The 16,068-nt window shown below is 53.5% G+C and carries 14 protein-coding genes and 1 CRISPR repeat array; of the genes, 5 read left to right on the top strand and 9 right to left on the bottom strand.

The window, feature by feature from the left end; translation table 11 throughout:
- Positions 1-7: 7 nt before the first annotated feature.
- The 4 genes from ABGT65_RS13095 to ABGT65_RS13080 all read right to left on the bottom strand — a co-directional run bounded on the left by ABGT65_RS13095 (position 8) and on the right by ABGT65_RS13080 (position 3,701).
- A complete protein-coding gene (locus ABGT65_RS13095; RefSeq protein WP_346702773.1) occupies positions 8-1,366 on the bottom strand; it encodes a hypothetical protein in 1,359 nt (452 codons plus the stop codon).
- A gap of 22 nt (positions 1,367-1,388) precedes the next feature.
- The gene (locus ABGT65_RS13090; RefSeq protein WP_141418275.1) at positions 1,389-2,045 is read right to left on the bottom strand and encodes a hypothetical protein; all 657 of its coding nucleotides are present in this window, start codon (positions 2,043-2,045) and stop codon (positions 1,389-1,391) included.
- Positions 2,046-2,109: 64 nt separating this feature from the next.
- Entirely contained in the window at positions 2,110-3,129 is a 1,020-nt protein-coding gene (locus ABGT65_RS13085; protein ID WP_141418276.1) for a DUF3137 domain-containing protein, read from the bottom strand.
- Entirely contained in the window at positions 3,126-3,701 is a 576-nt protein-coding gene (locus ABGT65_RS13080) for a LemA family protein (protein WP_141418277.1), read from the bottom strand. Before ABGT65_RS13080 ends, ABGT65_RS13085 begins: the two co-directional genes overlap by 4 nt.
- A 487-nt stretch (positions 3,702-4,188) precedes the next feature.
- On the opposite strand from ABGT65_RS13080, the gene ABGT65_RS13075 reads away from it, so the two are divergent.
- Together ABGT65_RS13075 and ABGT65_RS13070 are read left to right on the top strand one after the other, a co-directional pair.
- A complete protein-coding gene (locus ABGT65_RS13075; protein ID WP_141418278.1) occupies positions 4,189-5,040 on the top strand; it encodes a helix-turn-helix transcriptional regulator in 852 nt (283 codons plus the stop codon).
- Between the two features lie 437 nt (positions 5,041-5,477).
- The gene (locus tag ABGT65_RS13070; protein ID WP_346702770.1) at positions 5,478-6,635 is read left to right on the top strand and encodes a hypothetical protein; all 1,158 of its coding nucleotides are present in this window, start codon (positions 5,478-5,480) and stop codon (positions 6,633-6,635) included.
- A gap of 222 nt (positions 6,636-6,857) precedes the next feature.
- Here the strand turns inward: ABGT65_RS13070 and ABGT65_RS13065 are convergent, their stop codons facing one another.
- The 5 genes from ABGT65_RS13065 to cas9 form a co-directional block, all read right to left on the bottom strand.
- Complete coding sequence (locus tag ABGT65_RS13065) at positions 6,858-8,021, bottom strand: IS256 family transposase (RefSeq protein WP_346699334.1); 1,164 nt, start codon at positions 8,019-8,021, stop codon at positions 6,858-6,860.
- Positions 8,022-8,116: 95 nt separating this feature from the next.
- A CRISPR array of direct repeats spans positions 8,117-9,007; the repeat unit is 36 nt; unit sequence GTTGTATCTTATAGAGATTCTACATCAAACCACAAC.
- A 131-nt stretch (positions 9,008-9,138) separates the two neighbouring features.
- Positions 9,139-9,477, bottom strand: coding sequence for a CRISPR-associated endonuclease Cas2 (gene cas2 / locus ABGT65_RS13060; protein ID WP_346702768.1), 339 nt, complete (start codon positions 9,475-9,477; stop codon positions 9,139-9,141).
- 4 nt (positions 9,478-9,481) lie between these two features.
- Complete coding sequence (cas1, locus tag ABGT65_RS13055; RefSeq protein ID WP_346702767.1) at positions 9,482-10,369, bottom strand: type II CRISPR-associated endonuclease Cas1; 888 nt, start codon at positions 10,367-10,369, stop codon at positions 9,482-9,484.
- The gene (locus ABGT65_RS13050; protein ID WP_346702766.1) at positions 10,363-11,307 is read right to left on the bottom strand and encodes a hypothetical protein; all 945 of its coding nucleotides are present in this window, start codon (positions 11,305-11,307) and stop codon (positions 10,363-10,365) included. The genes cas1 and ABGT65_RS13050 overlap by 7 nt, the downstream gene beginning before the upstream one ends.
- Positions 11,262-13,253, bottom strand: a complete 1,992-nt coding sequence (gene cas9, locus ABGT65_RS13045) for a type II CRISPR RNA-guided endonuclease Cas9 (RefSeq protein WP_346702765.1) — start codon at positions 13,251-13,253, stop codon at positions 11,262-11,264. Before cas9 ends, ABGT65_RS13050 begins: the two co-directional genes overlap by 46 nt.
- 241 nt (positions 13,254-13,494) lie before the next feature.
- On the opposite strand from cas9, the gene ABGT65_RS13040 reads away from it, so the two are divergent.
- Genes ABGT65_RS13040 through miaA form a run of 3 tightly spaced genes read left to right on the top strand, consistent with a single transcriptional unit; the run spans position 13,495 to position 15,938 of the window.
- Positions 13,495-14,487: an acyl-CoA reductase gene (locus ABGT65_RS13040; protein WP_346702763.1), complete on the top strand. Its 993-nt coding sequence runs from the start codon at positions 13,495-13,497 to the stop codon at positions 14,485-14,487.
- A gap of 40 nt (positions 14,488-14,527) precedes the next feature.
- Positions 14,528-15,043 carry an IS1096 element passenger TnpR family protein gene (locus tag ABGT65_RS13035; protein WP_346702762.1) on the top strand — a complete coding sequence of 172 codons (516 nt, stop codon included), beginning with the start codon at positions 14,528-14,530 and terminating at the stop codon, positions 15,041-15,043.
- A complete protein-coding gene (miaA, locus tag ABGT65_RS13030) occupies positions 15,033-15,938 on the top strand; it encodes a tRNA (adenosine(37)-N6)-dimethylallyltransferase MiaA (protein ID WP_346702760.1) in 906 nt (301 codons plus the stop codon). Before ABGT65_RS13035 ends, miaA begins: the two co-directional genes overlap by 11 nt.
- The last annotated feature ends 130 nt before the right edge of the window (positions 15,939-16,068 follow it).

Below are 16,068 nucleotides of genomic sequence, written 5' to 3'. Positions count from 1 at the left end.
TTCGTGTTTAGTTGTTGAAGAGCCCGCTCATCATTTTCTGTTGCAGTTCGCCGGCCAGACGCATGTACTCGGCCATGTCGCCGCGCGTCATCGCCTCGGTCATCTTCCGTTGCAGCTCCTGGATCTCGTCGCCGCCCATCGCCGCAGCCATCTTCTGTTGCATGGCCTGCGCCTGTGCCTGCGCCTGCTCCATCATCTGCTGCGCCATCGGGTTGCCCTCCATCGCGCCGGCGAAGAACCCTTCGTCGTCGTCCTCCTCGATCTCACCCTCCATGACCTTGTCCAGCGCGGTCCAGAGGATCTCGGCGGCCTTCTCCATCGGCTGGTCGGCAGCTTCACGCAACGCCTTGACGAAGATGACGTTCAGGTCGTCCTGCATGTCGTTGTAGAAGTAGGCCTCGTAGAACTTGTAGCAGATGCGCACGGCAGCCCGCTCGAAATCCTTGTTCTGCATGGCGGCCGTGGCCTCCTCGTAGACATCCTTCATGTTCTCCTGCACGTTCTGCAACGACGAGGGGCCCTTGATCGAGACGAGCGTATCGACATAGTAGAGGTCCTCGGCCAGCTTCTCCTTCGGCATGTCGAGCAGTTTCTCGAGGAAAGCCATGCCTTTCATGACGAGTTCCGCTACGGGCAGCTCCTCGTCCATATCCTCGACGGCCTTGTCAATGTCGTTTGCCAGCTGGCCCTGCGGCTGTGCAAAGTAGGAGATCTGGTAGAACGTCGTGTCGATCACGTTCCAGGAATAGCCGTAGCGGCGCTGGTCGTTGTACTCCTTGACTGCCTCGAGCGTCTCCTTGACGAGCCGTTGGATGGCATCGTAGATCCGCTCGACGGTTTCCGCCGGGTAAGGTGTGACGCGGGGTTCGTAGCAGCGCGTGGCGCCGAACTTCGTGCAGAATTCGTCGTCGTACTTGTCTCCGATGCGGCAGATGTTCTGCAGGATGGTGACGATCTTGTGGGGATGGGTCTCCGAAAGCAGACAGTGGTACTCCATCTTCAGGCGGTCGCCCTCCTTGGTGAAGCGCGGCAGCAGCAGCCGGTTGATGTTCATGTCGGCCACCTGGCGCAGCATCGCTACGCGGCCCTTCTCCGGAAGGTTGAGGAAGTCGGCGTCGATGTACATCATCCGATCATCCAGCCGTACGTTGACGACGATTGAACCATGCGGCAGGTGGAACTCAGTCCCTTCGGCATTGCCGTACTTCGAACGGAATTCGGGATTCAGATGGTCGAGCAGCGTGTGGAACGCCTCGACGTATTTCTCTTCACCGTACAGATCGATGCTCTTGTCGTAAAGGTCGCGCTGCATGGCACTCTGCGTGGAGTCCTTGACCGGCGCAATAAAGGGAAGTGTACGTTTCATAGGTCGTTATTGAGTTTAACGGTTATTCTTCTTCGGGCGTGATCGAGCCGTCGGCATTCACCAGAATCTTGGCTTCGTAATAGAGGTGGGTCACCTGACCTCCAGAGGTCTCGGTCTCCTTGCCGTCCTCCGTGAAGCAGATCTTGAATTCGGCCTCCAGAGCGCCGATATTCCGGCCCCGGTTCATCATGCTCGTGCTTCGCGGAAGCACTTCGTCGATCTCGTAGACGCTGACCGACTGGAAGGTGTGTCCCTCGGGCAGGAGCTGTTTGGCCTCTTCGATCTGGCGTCCGATGGCTGCGGGGTCGATTGCCGAGAGGCTGATGCCCTTGATCTTCGCATAGTCGATCTCGTTGACGCTCGTCGAGAAGTCGTTCATCTGCCCGACGCGGCCATCCAGGTAGTATGCCTGACGGAATGCATAGTTATCCGCATTGACCATGTCGAGCGAGATGCTGCTCAGGTCGTTCGACAGCTCCTCACGCTCGTTGAAACGCATGGCGAAAATCTTGAATTTCGTTGTGTCGACCTTCTCCTTGAGGATTTCCACGGCCTTGGCGTAGGAATCTGCCTGGTCGGCCGGATACTTGGCTCCGCCGAGCATTGAACTGACGTTGTTGCACGAGACAAGCAGTGCAGTCATGCCGGCAATAGCGGCGAGTCGTGATAACTTTTTCATAAAAGATACATTTAGGTTTTATGGAATGAATTGTTTGAGTTTTCGGTGTTGTGTGTGGGTTAATCTATTTCATTTCGGCCTCCACGGTGCGGCAGAATGCAATTTCACGCCAGAACTGCTCCAACAGACGTTCGTCGCCGAGCGACCGTCGTCCCGGGCGAAGGAATCCGTCCGGCGTTTCGGAGGCGAAATAGAGGGTATCGCCCCGGAAGGAGATCATCAGATCACGGTTGAACGACCGTCGCAGCTCCGTCATACGGTGCATCATCGCGGGGGTCAGTACCATACGGGCCTCGACCTCGTCGTCGGCGTAGACCGCAAAGAGACTTTCGAACTCGGGATCCTCCAGGTGGACGAACTTCGCGCCGTTCTTCTGACGGATGCGCTGGAAGGTCTGTGCCAGATAGCCGACCTTGTTTTCCAGGTGGTCGGGCAGCAGCAGGACATAGCCCCGGAATTTACGCTCCGTACGGCAGTAGCCGAACATCCCGCGGAACGAGTGCATCGTGCTTTCGACGCGTGACCCGAAGATCGGTCGCACGAGTGAGCGATAGAGCATCAAGAGTGGATTGGCCGCAAGGTCGCGCCCCTGCAGTGAGGTGATTCCTACATCGCAGACCGACATCACTTCTTCGCCGACGGGAATCTCTATCCGTCCGTAGAAGGTGGTTTCGAGGCCAGAGAGTGAGGTAGATTCGGTGAAGAGTCGGCTTGCGGCCAGCGCCTCGCGATTGACCGCTCCGGCCGGATTGAATTGAGCTTCGGGAAAGAGTTCACCGACGATGTGTCCCATCAGGGCGCCTTCCCGCTCGCCAAGCGAGTGGAGTCCCCGCATGAATGCGAAGTGCAGCACGCAGAAGAGGATGAATCCGTATAGGATGTATTGACTGGTGTGTACGTAGGTCGTATAATCTGCCGAGGCGAGCAGGTAGTTTCCGAAGAAACAGAATACGAACCACAGCAGCGTCGCCGAGTAGACAATCACGAGCAGCACCCTCACTACACGTCGCAGCCGGGCAAGGCGTGTCAACTCCTGGTGCATTCGTCCGGTGAGCTCCTTGAAATCGGGTGTCTGGGCATTCATGAGCGGAAGAGTTCGGCAACCGAAACCGGTTGTTTTTCACTTTCGGGAATCTCAATCAGTTCTTCCTGCGTATGATGTCCCCAAGAGGCGATGATCGACGAGGGGAACATTTCGATCGCGTTGTTGTAATCCGTGACGGCAGCGTTGTAGGTACGGCGAATGGCCTGCAGCTCGTTCTCCACCTCTTCGATCTGTCCCTGCAGGTGGAGGAACTGCGTGTTAGCCTTCAGTTCGGGATAGTTTTCGACAGCGACGTTCAACCGGCCGAGCAGCGTGGAGATTTCACCACCTTCGCGAATCTGCTCACGCTCCGATGCCGATGTGGTTCGCGTGCGCAGGTCGGTGATACGCGTCAGAATTTCGTTCTCGTGGCCCATGTAGGCCTTGACCGATGCAACGAGATTCGGAATCAGGTCGTTGCGCTGCTTCAGTACCACGCAGATGCCGCTCCGGCACTGTTTGACACGGTTACGTTTGGCGATGAGGTTATTGTTGGTTACAAAGCCCCATATGATAAGCAGTATGGCGACAACTGCCGCGCTGATTATCAGGATCATTCCGGTCGATGTCATACGTATATCGTTTTTCAGGTTCGGTGTTTCGGGTTGTTTCGATGTTTTCGGGTCTCCACAGCATCATCCATCCTGCATCCTCCGTATGTCGGGCCACAAGTGCCGACCTTAATATACACAAAGCGTGGAACTGCGGCCATATTGGGTTTTGGAGGTCCTGAGATTACCTTTAGCACAAATATGGTGATAGCAGCCCACGCAAGCGTGAAAGCCGCCATGCCATCTCTTGTGCCAAGTTTGAAAATTTCTCAGGTTCCCAAAACTACAAGATCAGCATAACGCTTCGTATGTATCCGACCGGGATTTTCGCCCAATCGCTTTACAAATATAGTTTTTTTTATTGACCTGCAAGAGCCGAAAGCCAAAAAGAACGATTAAATCGGTACAAAAGGTTAATAATGGGTATTCGGTTTGGAAGAGTTATTTAGAGGTCCGAGTGTGCTTTCATTTCCAGAAAAGTCCTATCTTTGAAGATTATTGTTGAGGAATGAGGCCGTTAAGAGAAAAACTTGAGCAGGGTGCCCTGCAAACGGAATGGAGTGGCTGGTTCCGGACCGTTCTGCATGCGTTCGGACAGGTCGATGTGATGCGCTCCGATACCTGGAAGGTGCTTGCGCCGTTGGCTGAACCTGTTGCGGCCGTACGCTGGCTGGTTGATCAAATCCGACGTTGCAATACGCTGCCTCCGGAACTGCCACGCGAAGAGGCCAGATTCTATCTGCTGGCGGCCTTTTGTCCCGATAATCGGGTCCTCGGATTCCTTATTGATACCTATCGGCACTATTACCGCACCCGCAACCGGCTGGGGGTATTGTCTTGTGTCAGAATCGTAGCGACGGCGAACGGTGAAGGGTATCCCCACTTGAATTTTCTGTATAATTTGATGGTGGGCACCGTACTCCGTGAATACCGGCATCCTGGATCGGCTTCCGGGAAGAACCCGGATTCAACGTTTCTCACGGACAAGGATTTTCGGACTCTCGGCCGACTGCTTCCGGATTTCCATCCGTTCGAATTCCGGGATCGGCTGCAGGCCTTGCAACATCAAGTGCCGGGAAACACGACCAGCGAAGAGTTGGCCCGGGCCTGTTGCATGTCTGGATCCGCCTTTCGCAAGCGGTTCAAGCAGGAGTTTGACATCCCGGTCTCGGAATGGTTGCGTGAGCAGCGGAAGGAGCGGATCATGCGTATGTTGCTCGATACGGACCTCCCGCTTTGGCAGGTGGCCGAAAGCAACGGGTTCAATATGCCGTCCACCTTTTCGGATTATTGCCGACGGAATTTCGGCAGTTCACCCGCCCAGATGCGGAAGAAGCGCGAGCCGGTGAAAGAGTCTTGAATCCGAACTTCTCGCGCTCTTTTCAGAACAGGGACTTCATGGGTTTCGCGTATTTTTATCCCGCCCATGAAACCTGTTCTACAACCCGAACATATCAACCGGAGAATATGTCTCACGGCCATATTGTTGGGGAGAGTGTGCCTCTCTCTTCAATGTGTCTTGGAGGTCCTGAATCATATCGATAATGAACAGGATCGGGGACCTCCGTATGTTTTGACGGTTATATATCAGCATTTGTCATTCTATGCGCCGTCAAGATTTCCTATACGCACTGTAACAGTCCAGCTGTAAATCTTGACATTAAATAGTGTTGTAGACCTTGTTTCGTAAATATATATGATAATCGTTACGAATTTATTTTATATTTTTATGGCATTTGATCTTAAACATATATTAATGCTTGGTTTATGGGAAATTGTATAGTATATCTAGCACATTTGGTAAAAATAGAATCTGGTATTTTTGATGCGTATATAGATTTCCGATTAGATAGAGATTTATATTATTTTGTTTCTTCCGATCCCCAAAATCAAGATTTTGGTAAAGCAAAGACTTATATTGAACTTCGGTCATTAAAGGCTACTCGAAGATTATCAGCAGGCTGTTATTATAAGTTAAATCTTGATCTGCTTAATCACTGTGATTTTACAGAAAATGAAGAATCTTTGGTTATAGGTCGTTCATATGATTTAAAATCGATTGAATTCTTGGGTTATGATGATCAAGATCTTTTGCAGAACCACGAAGCATTAGATCGCAATGATCTCATGCATAATCACGAAAACGGGAGATTGCAGATTCCTAATTTTTTTAAGGGTGATTTATTTTTACTAGTTCGTGATGTGGGTCAGGCAAATTGGAATGAATTATTGGATGGGAATAATATTACAAGGATTGTTTATGATATTGGAGCAGAACTGCGTGCCAATCAAACGATTGTACGAAGCCTATTTTATTCCAGGCTCTATACACTAAAAAGAGATAAGCCAATATTGGTGATATCTCATTGGGATATTGATCATTATCATTGTTTAGAATGTGCCAGTATTCAGGAAATAAGGACATGTTTTAGTAAGGTCGTTTGCATGGATATGATGAAATCATTGACCTCTCAGAGGATATATAAAAAGATATTATATGCCTTGGGAAGTAATAATGTTTTTTGTATAAAGCCTGCGCTTCGTACCAATGGCAATCAAATGCGTCTATGGCAGAGAATTGGAAATATTGCCTTTTATATTGGAGAATATAGTCGTACAATTAACTATGCGGGATTATGTATGTTTGTTCACGGCAATACTAAGAGTGCAATTTTTACAGGTGATGTAAAATTAATACAAGCAAAGTATATTTATGACAACGAAAAGACTAATGGATTGAGAACATATAAACATGTGTTAATCGCTCCACATCATGGCGGAGATTATGGGATAAATTCCCGTCTTTATTCATGTCCTACCACAAATGTTATTATTTCAGTTGGTCCCAATAGGTATGGACATCCAAGTCCGAATATGCTATCCTATTTGATGTCTCTTTGTCACGGTAATGTGTATAGAACAGATTATTTTGGAGATATAATAGATCAAATATAGTAATAGATAGGATTCTTGACTCATATAAATCAGTTCAGGTTGTACCTCATGAAAATCTCTTTAATGTATTCATTGGGTAGAAATCCTGTTTCGATTCTTTGGTAGTGTTTCAAAAAGTGTGTCTGTGCAGGCGCCTTCAGATTCTTCAGATATGCAAATATAGCGATTCTTGATTTAGAACAACACGCCGCGGCGTGTTTTCATATTTTTGTGTTATAGTCTTCACTCGGGGAATAATTCCCGATCCAGGTCGATCCGCGGCACCGGCCTCAGGTAGGACTTCTTATCCATGGCCGTTTTACCCATCAGCAGCAGTACCGACTCCTCGCTGGGCATGGCTCCCCGCATGCGTGTAACCCGTCGAAAATCCTTCTGCAGACGCTCGATCCAGTTCGTCGTGTAGATCATCGACTGAATCCTTGCCTCGTAATTCAGATAGGTGAAGTAGGCTTTGTAGGCTGGGTCTTCGCCCCGTCGTCGAAAACTGCGATAATCCTGACCCCATTTCTCACAGAGCGCCTGCCATTGTTCCCAGGCTCTCTCCACCGTATAGCTGCGATCCCCCGTACGGAAGACCTGTCGCAGATCCTCGGCCAGCTCGCCCTTGTCGCCGTTGCGCACGCAGCTCAGCAGATTGCGTTTCAGGTGCGTCGTACAGCGTTGTAGCGGGGTTCCGGGAAAGACCGCACTGATGACATCCTCCAGACCCTTCAGCCCGTCGGCACACACCAGGCCGATCTTCCGAACGCCTCGTTCCTGCAGCTCTGTGAGCATCTCGCCCCAGCCCAGGGCGCTCTCCGTGGGCTTGTTGAAGATCCCCAGCACTTCACGCCGCTTGTCTTCACGCACAGCTAGCACCACATAGAAAGCTTCTGTTTCTACGCTCCGCTTGCGGTGGATCTTCATGTGTACGCAATCGATGAAGACGATGGGGTAATAAGCCTCCAGAGAGCGCGTGAGCCATTGCGAGACATCTTCTCGGAGGTAGTCCAGCATCCGCGAAATGCTCGCCTTGCTGTAGTGCTCGCCATAGATATCCTGGAATACCTCGCCAACCTGTTCCTGCGTAAGACCTTTCGTATACAGCGTTCCGGCAAGGCGTTCGCATTCATCTTCCTGATGGCGCAGGATCGCCAGAATCCGGGGATGAAAGTTCCCGTAGCGATCTCGGGGTATCCGGAACGTCAGCGTACGGCCATGACCGTAACTATGTCCCGGACGGAAGCCGTTGCATTTATTCCCCGATGCGGAGTTTTCCCGGAGATATTCCCGGCGCTCCGAGACCATCATACTCTCCAACAAGATCTCCAACAGATCTTGAAGGCCATTTTCCCGCTCCGAATGTTTGCATATTAATTCGGAAAGTTGTTCCTTTGTCAATACCATAAGTCTACTCCTTTTTTAGTTTTTTGTTGATTCCCTGTACAAATCTAAAAAATCTGTAGACTTTTTTATTTACCCCCCCTAGACACACTCTTTGAAACAGTATCTATAGAGATTCTACATCAAACCACAACCCGATTCTTGTTACGCCTGACAGTTGGAATGTTGTATCTTATAGAGATTCTACATCAAACCACAACTATTGTCTCCAACGCTTTTCGTAAATTTCCGTTGTATCTTATAGAGATTCTACATCAAACCACAACGAAACTCCAATTCCCGTTCGTGAGATTAATGTTGTATCTTATAGAGATTCTACATCAAACCACAACTTCGAGCCATAAGTTTTCTCGTTCTCGTTGTTGTATCTTATAGAGATTCTACATCAAACCACAACTTACGATCATTACGCAACTTCGCGTGCCGCGTTGTATCTTATAGAGATTCTACATCAAACCACAACCCTTTGTGTGGCGTTGATCCGTTACTTATGGTTGTATCTTATAGAGATTCTACATCAAACCACAACCGCTCTTTTTGCTTCTGGACGTTTTATGTGTTGTATCTTATAGAGATTCTACATCAAACCACAACCTATATTGTGCGTCTACATCGTTTTTGGGTGTTGTATCTTATAGAGATTCTACATCAAACCACAACTACGTAAGTGTTTAATTGGTTAATGAATAGGTTGTATCTTATAGAGATTCTACATCAAACCACAACATTGAACAAAGCCAGAATTTCATCGACTAGTTGTATCTTATAGAGATTCTACATCAAACCACAACAGAGAGGCACGACACAATGAATGTGTCAGAGTTGTATCTTATAGAGATTCTACATCAAACCACAACATGGCACTTAATTGGTTAATTGAAGATGCTGTTGTATCTTATAGAGATTCTACATCAAACCACAACCGCACAGGAACCATGCTTCAACGAGTTTAGGTTGTATCTTATAGAGATTCTACATCAAACCACAACGTCGGGCCTCATATTGGCTGATAAAGTGCTGCTTACGATCCGTTTGCCACTGTAAAAATACGATCGGGCGTTCCGGCGAAGTCGGTTTGATGCGTTTTTCCCGTATTTCAAAGAACGAAGGTAACAAATTGTCAGAAAAATTCCAACTGTTGCGGTGTTTCCGGTTTGGCCCGTTCGCTTTTGCCCCAGAAGTTCAGTATATCCCCATACTGTTTGTCCGTTACGGCGAGAATACTTGTGAATCCGGACGGCGGCATGGAGCGCCGAACCCGCTTGATGTGGACCTGCATATTCTCCTTCGAGGCACAATGGCGCACATAAACCGAGTATTGCATCATCGTGAAGCCGTCCTTTTCCAACGCCTTGCGGAATTGTACCGCATGGCGCCGTTCCGTTTTGGTATTGGTCGGCAGGTCGAAAAAGACAAACAACCACATGATTCGATAGGCATTCAAACGTACTTCCGACATTCGACTACTCCAATAAGGGAAATGCGATTTTTTTCTGGGTTCCGGCGAAGCATCTGGCCAGGGACGAAGCTGAAAACGTAAGTCCCACTTCGAGCGGTCGTACCACCTTGTCGAAACGGGTGTCGGCAAACAGAACCCGCAGCAGTTCACCTTTCACCTCCCTGGTCAGTTGAGCATGACCGTCTGCGTGAAGCCGATGGACCAGCTCGTCGACATACGGCCGATAGGGTTCCATCACGTCGTCGGCCAGCGGAAAGGCGTTGTAACGATTCCGATGGAAGATCCCGAATGCCGGGAAGAGCCCCGAACCCATGATCGCGCGGGCGACGGCAGCCCGCAGGATCGTATAGCCGTAATTGAGCAGGCTGTTGGGCGGCGGGCCTTCGCGGGATCGGTAAAATTCGCTGCCGAACAGTTCCGACCAGTAAATTCTGGCCGCAATACCCTCCCGGTTGTCGGCATCGGCGCTTTTGACATTCATGTAGCAGGGTTTCAGTTTGTCGCCGTCACGGCCCAGTTTCCGCAGCAGGGCTGCCTGGTTGCGAATCTTCGCTTCGACGATCTGTTTCCAGAGGCCCTTTTTCAGCGGTTCGCTGGCTTCGATCTGGGCCCGGTAGCTTTCTCCTTGGGTCCTGTTTGAATCCAGATTCGACAGCATGGCGTTCGGCATCCGGTTCTCGCCGCAGAAAATCACGGCGACATTGTTGTCCGACAGCGCATTGAGCAGCGGCAGCGTGACGGAGGTCTGCTGATCCTCCAGCACTACGAAGCCTATATCCTCGATCGGGATGCTTTTCCGCGTGTCGGGAGCTTCGCGCGTGTGGATGATCATCTGCCCGTTGCGCAGGCTCAGACAGTAGGGAGTCGAAAAAAATAAGGCTCGTTTCAGCATGGTGTCCCGTGTTTGAATTTTATTTCACCCGTTACGGTCAGTTCGAAGTCGTAGCCTTCGACATAAGCGTTGAGTTGGGTATGTAATAAGGTGATAACGGGTCTGTACTCTTCGTTTGTTGTCCATACTCCATTCTTGGCCTTCAATTCACCTGCCGGTCGGGCTTCCTGATGGTGTTTCAGGGTGAGACGGCCATATGAATTGCTCGATACGGTCAACGTGCTCATTCCCGTCACCTTGTAGAGCCGTTTTGTCAGCTCCTTGGGTGAGCAATCGTAAAGTTCTGCCGGTGAATTTTCATAAAACAGGACCATGGTACCCGTTTTCAAGATGCATTTCAGCGGGAATCCGTTCGTGTCGGCCAACGGTACCAGATCGGGGCGGGCCTCCCGGTCGGCGCTGGCCTTGAAGTATTGGGCCGCTTCGAAATTGCTGATGAGTTCAAAGGTGCGTTTCGGCTTGCCCTTTTTGTCTTGACCTTCGTAGATGGCCATACAATAGTTTCCGTCGTTCGCGACATGATAATCGCGTTTGTACTCTTTATCGGAGAGATCACGCTGTTTTTTCAGCGCAATCGGCTGTTTGACGCCGGGCGTGAAGATTCGCACCTTGCGGATGGGAATCCCCTTTTCGCGGTTCATCCAGATCGTGTACTCGTCTGAATTCATCGCCGTCTTGAATCCGACCTCGTCGATTGCCTCCCGCACGCGATCCCGGACTGCATCGTCGACGATCTTCTCTATGTCGCCGGGTTGCAACTGTCCGAGCGCTTTGCGCACGACATACCGAACCTCGCCTTCCCGTTTGATGGCTCCGTAATAAGTCTCTTCATGTAATTTGCGGCGGGCCGTGTCGCCCTGAACATAAACAGGCCGCCCGTTGTCGTTCAGTTTCACCCGGCCGCGCACCCGCAACCGTTTCCGGGTTTGCTTGGCCATGTTGTCGGGCGTATGGTGAGCCACAAGCAGTTCGTCGGCCACGGCTCGGTAAAGGTCGGCCAGGGCTTCTCGAAGCGGGGTTTGGCGCTCTCTCCGTAGTCGTACTGCTCCTCTTCGGCGGCATACTGCGCCCAGCGGTCATACTCCTTGCGGCCGATGCAGGCGATCGTGATGGCATCGATGCAATGGTGCACATGGTTCACGCGCTCCTTCCGGGTGTACTCCTCCTGCAGCCCCCACATCTTGCGGAAGGCTGCGGTCGTGGAGCCCTTGACCGTATAGATCCGGTCAAAGACGGTTTTCAGATAATGCCGTGCATATTTCCCGATAATGCCGATGTCGACACCCTGCCGGTTGCTGAAACCTTCGGGGACCTCGGTCATGGTGAAGCGTTCGTACTTCCCGCGCCAGTAGTCGAGCTGCTGCTTCAGATAGTGACGGCGTTGGATGGCGCTGTCCTTTTCGCCCTTGGAGGTTGCACCTTTGCTCCTGCGGATTTGGGCTTCGATCTGTTTCTGCAGGGTCTCGATCTTTTCCCGCCAGCCGAACGATTCGATCCGCTCCATGATCTCGGCATGATTGGACAATTCGGCCGACAGTTTCGCCCGTTTTGTCTCCCGGTTGAAACGGTTTTCGCAGAGTGTCTTGTTCATCTGCGAATCGTCGCCTCCGCGGGCCCGCGGCAGCGTGTGCTCGATGTCGAAATCCGGGGCCGAGCCGACGAAGTCCGAAATGCGGATCTGCCGCCCGGTGTAGGGACAGACGTGCTGCTGCTCCTCCCACAGCCGGTATTTCAGCACCTCGTCGTCCGAGGGCTTTATCTCGCGGCCGGTCTGGGCGGCATACTGGCGGCTGATCTCTTCGGCATATTTCCGGTTTTCGGCCTCCCGTTCGCGCTGGTATTGCTCGATGGCTTTCCGGCGGTTCGCATCATTGAGTCCGCGGGCGAATTCGATGCGGATCTTCGTGTCGCGGTCGATCCTGCCTTCGCGCAGCAGCGTGTTGATCAGACTGCGCAGCCGGAACAGCGCCCGCATGGCCATCGGGTTGCGGATGGCCGGGGTGCGTGGCGATCCGAGTTGCGGAATGCCTTCCGCATCGGGCACCGCATCCGGGTAGGTTTCGACCTTCGAGGGGTGGTAAAGCCGCTCCAGGCGGGAGGTGTCGAGCCCGTGGTCGCTGAAGTAGTCGGCGATGCGGCGCTCCTTCGAGTCGAATTTGTCATAGGGATTCCGCTTGTAGTCAAGCAGCAGCGTGGCGATCTCCTGCTCTATGGCATGTCGGCGTTCCTCGTCTGCATAAACCTCCTTCGGAACAGCCGCCCGCAGATTGGCCAGGAAGACCGCCTCGTCATACCGATAGCCGCAGCGCAGATAGACCAGCACCTTGCGGATGGCATTCAGGCTCAGGGCCGCATAATCCTGCGGAAGCCGGATGTCCGCGAAAGTTTTGGCCTGTTCCTCGGTGAGCTGCAGTTTCTCGCGGGCCCAGTCCCGGAGCCGCTCCTCGTCCGAGAACGAGAAAAGCGCGTGCCAGATGTCGTTCAGCACCTGTTCGTCGGTTTTCCCTTCGCCGAGCAGGTAAAGCGAGCGGATCTCCCGGAGCCAGTCGTCGCCGAAGAGGGCCATGAGCGATGCCGTGACGGGGCAGCCCGATACGGTGGCCGTGCGGGCGAAATTGAAACGGTATGGGGCTTCGTTGCGATCCTCCTTGCAGGCGTATTTCCCCTTTCCGGCGATCTTGCGGGCGATCTCCTCGAAATCGAAGTAGGGTTTGCTCTTCCGGAAGAAGAGCGGTCGGAGGGTTTCGAACTCCTCCCGTGTCAGCGGGCGTGGGGCGTTGTCGCCCGGTCCCGTAATCCGGATGTTGTTGACGAACGACAGCATCCGGAACTCGTCTCCGCGTACTCCGTGGAGACTTTTTTTATGTCTGCATATCTGCTGCATCGAACCGTCGGCCGCCGTTCAGTCGGCCGACAGCCTTCGTGGGCAGGGACGCTTCTGCGAAGCGTTCGGGAAAACGGCGCTGTTTGCGGCCCCGTGCGACCCCGAGCCTGTGCCGCTTGGCCCTTCTCCTGCCTGCTCTCGAAAAGAGCTTCGCAAACTCGGCCCTTTCCGTGCTCTCCTCTCCGGAAAAATCCCGGCGGATTCTCCGAAATATTCCGCACGAAATCGTATCTTTGCGACGATGAAAGATGCAGTTACCCTCTTTTCCGAATTGGGCGAGCGCCTCGGCTCGTTCGGTGAAGACGCCGCCTCGCAGGCGGTTGTCGGGGCGGCCCACGCCGCGAACGGCTGGTTCCAGCCGGAGGAGATCGTGCGTGCGGTGCGGACGCTGGCCGACGGGATGCTGCGCCGCGAGCGGCTTGCCGCGTGGGTGGCGGCCTATCCGTGGCTGCAACAGCCCCATACGGCGCGCAACGTGCTGGTCGTCATGGCGGGGAATATCCCGTTGGTGGGTTTTTTCGATCTGCTGTGCGTGTTGGTCGGCGGCCACCGCTGCCTGGTCAAGCCCTCGGCCAAGGACCGCGTGCTGATGGAGTATGTGGTGGCGCAGCTCCGGGCAATTGATCCTTCCGTAGCGGTCGCCCTCTACGAGGAGGGCATGGCGGTCGATGCCGTGATTGCCACGGGCAGCGACAATGCCAACCGTTACTTCCGGTCGCACTATGCCGGGATTCCCTCGCTGTTGCGGGGCAGCCGCCAGTCGGTTGCGGTGCTTTCGGGTTCCGAGACGCCGGAGCAATGGGCCGGGCTGTCGGACGACATCTGGGCCTATTCCGGACTGGGATGCCGCAACGTGTCGCTGCTGTTCCTGCCGCAGGGTCTTGAACCTCGGCTTGAGATGCCGCAAGTAAACGCCAAATATCGGAATAATTACCTCCAGCAAAAGGCGCTGCTGGAGATGCAGGGCACGCCCTTTGTCGACCTGGGGTCGGCGGTGCTGGTCGAGCAGCTCGCCTTCCCGAATGCCCTGAGCCGGATCGCCTGCACGCATTACGACTCGTTGGAGGAGGTTGCCGAGTGGTTAGCGGAGCACGACGACGAACTGCAGTGCGTCGTCACGGAGTGCCTGCCCCACAGCCGTCGGGCCGCCTTCGGACAGGCTCAGTCCCCGTCGCTGACCGACTATCCCGACGACCGCGACGTGATTGCCTGGCTGGCGGCCCTGTCTGGCTGAAAAATGTTATCTTTGTAAAAGGATTGAGAAAATTACTGCGATGTCGATGGTTTTCCGTTTCCGGATGTTGAGCGACGAGAACGACAGTTTCTTGCGCGATTACGAGGTGATGTACGACAGCACCTTGCTTGATTTTCACCGTTTTATCCTGCAGTCGCTCGAATACGAGGATTGCATGGCTTCGTTTTTCACGGCAGACGAGCGCTGGGAGAAACTGCGTGAATTTACGTTGATGGATATGGGTGACGGTTCGGAGGATGCTCCCGAAACGATGGATCGGGTGACGCTCGGACAGTTGATCCATCGCCACCGCGACCGGTTGATCTACCTGTTCGACCTCTTCGGTGACCGGGCCTATTACCTGGAGCTGACGGGCGTCTACGAGGCGGACCCCGGGGCTGCGTATCCGCGTGAGATCTTCGCGCGGGCCGAGGCCCCCGACCAGTACGACCCCCGGAAGAACCGCTACGACGAGGAGGAGGGCTCGGCCTTCGACGAGGTGATGGGCGAATTCAAGGATTTCGAGGGGGACGACAGCTACGACGATGAATACTAAGCGGCTGTTGGTGATTGTCGGGCCGACGGGTTCGGGCAAGACGGATCTGAGCATCCGTCTGGCACAGCATTACGGGGCTCCGATTCTTTCGACCGATTCGCGTCAGTTCTACCGGGGGATGCCGATCGGCACGGCCCAGCCTGATGCGGAACAGTTGCAAGCCGCTGAGCATCATTTCATTGCTTCGCATGACATCAAGGATAGCTTGAGCTGCGGGGCGTATGCCGTCCAGGCGTTGTCGTGCCTCGAACGACTGTTTGCCACACACGACTGGGTTGTGGCCGTCGGAGGTTCGGGACTCTACGTGAAGGCCCTGTGCGAGGGGATGGATGATCTTCCGCAGGCGGATCCGGTATTGCGTGCCGAACTGGGCCGACGTCTCGAAACCGAAGGGGTCGATGCTTTGGCCGCAGAGCTTCGGAGGCTCGATTCGGTCTATTACGAGGCGGTTGACCGCAGGAATCCGGCCCGAGTCATGCGGGCACTGGAGGTGTGCCTGCAGACCGGACGCCCCTACTCCGAACAACGCTCCGGGAAGCGCACTCCCCGCCCGTTCGGGATCGTGAAGATCGGGATCGACCTTCCGCGCGAGGAGCTTTACGAGCGGATTGACCGCCGGGTGGACCGCATGTTGGCCGACGGACTGGAGGCTGAGGCGCGTGCGCTCTACCCCTACCGGTCCCTGAATGCCCTGCAGACGGTGGGTTACCGGGAGTTTTTCGACTATTTCGAGGGTCGGACGAGTTACGAGGAGGCGGTAGCGTTGATCAAGCGGAATTCGCGGCGTTATGCCAAACGGCAGCTCACGTGGTTCCGGCGGGATGGTGAGATCCGGTGGTTTTCGCCGTGGGACGATGCGGCGATCATTGCCTGTGTGGATTCGGCGTTTGTTTGAGTGCTGGGCACTCGGCGGGAGCTGGATGGCTCGGTGGTCTCGGGGGGGCGGATGTTTTGGACTGCTCTTCGATGAAAAGGGACTGGATTTTGGCAAATCCGGAATAATTTTCTAAATTTGCGGATGTCTT

The organism is uncultured Alistipes sp. (genome assembly GCF_963931675.1).
GTDB lineage: Bacteria > Bacteroidota > Bacteroidia > Bacteroidales > Rikenellaceae > Alistipes.
The sequence above is the reverse complement of the archived record's forward strand: the minus strand, read 5'-3'. Positions and strand labels throughout refer to the sequence as shown.

Coding starts and splice junctions, on each gene's coding strand:
- ABGT65_RS13035 (WP_346702762.1), top strand. CDS start 14,528: ATGTCGATGGTTTTCCGTTTCCGGATGTTGAGCGACGAGAACGACAGT.
- ABGT65_RS13050 (WP_346702766.1), bottom strand. CDS start 11,307: ATGGCCAAGCAAACCCGGAAACGGTTGCGGGTGCGCGGCCGGGTGAAA.
- ABGT65_RS13075 (WP_141418278.1), top strand. CDS start 4,189: ATGAGGCCGTTAAGAGAAAAACTTGAGCAGGGTGCCCTGCAAACGGAA.
- ABGT65_RS13095 (WP_346702773.1), bottom strand. CDS start 1,366: ATGAAACGTACACTTCCCTTTATTGCGCCGGTCAAGGACTCCACGCAG.
- ABGT65_RS13085 (WP_141418276.1), bottom strand. CDS start 3,129: ATGAATGCCCAGACACCCGATTTCAAGGAGCTCACCGGACGAATGCAC.
- cas1 (WP_346702767.1), bottom strand. CDS start 10,369: ATGCTGAAACGAGCCTTATTTTTTTCGACTCCCTACTGTCTGAGCCTG.
- ABGT65_RS13040 (WP_346702763.1), top strand. CDS start 13,495: ATGAAAGATGCAGTTACCCTCTTTTCCGAATTGGGCGAGCGCCTCGGC.
- cas9 (WP_346702765.1), bottom strand. CDS start 13,253: ATGCAGCAGATATGCAGACATAAAAAAAGTCTCCACGGAGTACGCGGA.
- ABGT65_RS13090 (WP_141418275.1), bottom strand. CDS start 2,045: ATGAAAAAGTTATCACGACTCGCCGCTATTGCCGGCATGACTGCACTG.
- miaA (WP_346702760.1), top strand. CDS start 15,033: ATGAATACTAAGCGGCTGTTGGTGATTGTCGGGCCGACGGGTTCGGGC.
- ABGT65_RS13080 (WP_141418277.1), bottom strand. CDS start 3,701: ATGACATCGACCGGAATGATCCTGATAATCAGCGCGGCAGTTGTCGCC.
- cas2 (WP_346702768.1), bottom strand. CDS start 9,477: ATGTCGGAAGTACGTTTGAATGCCTATCGAATCATGTGGTTGTTTGTC.
- ABGT65_RS13065 (WP_346699334.1), bottom strand. CDS start 8,021: ATGGTATTGACAAAGGAACAACTTTCCGAATTAATATGCAAACATTCG.